Source organism: Citrobacter sp. wls711, from assembly GCF_005281055.1.
GTDB classification, from domain to species: domain Bacteria; phylum Pseudomonadota; class Gammaproteobacteria; order Enterobacterales; family Enterobacteriaceae; genus Citrobacter; species Citrobacter gillenii.
On record NZ_SZXC01000017.1, the window covers coordinates 1 to 224 of the forward strand.

Here is a 224-nt window from a genome sequence, read left to right on the forward strand (position 1 = left end):
ATGAAAAATCATAAATGTGACTGTATGTCACAGGGACCGGCATTACTGCCCGTACGCTATGCGGTGGTTCCTGAATATATTCAGGAAGCACTGCCGGCGTGGGCAAAACCAGGAGCGTCGTCTTATCCGGCAGAAAGTGAAAATTATCACTATGCGCTGCGTGCGATGCGCAGGGGATATATCTATATCTACTATCCGTACCTGACGGACTGGGAAGCGTGGTC

At 50.0% G+C, this 224-nt stretch carries 1 protein-coding gene; it reads left to right on the top strand.

Going from position 1 to position 224, the window contains the following annotated elements; all coding sequences use genetic code 11:
* Positions 1 to 24: 24 nt before the first annotated feature.
* A partial coding sequence (locus tag FDW98_RS05665; protein ID WP_371683353.1) for a toxin VasX occupies positions 25 to 224 on the top strand: 200 nt, incomplete at its 3' end.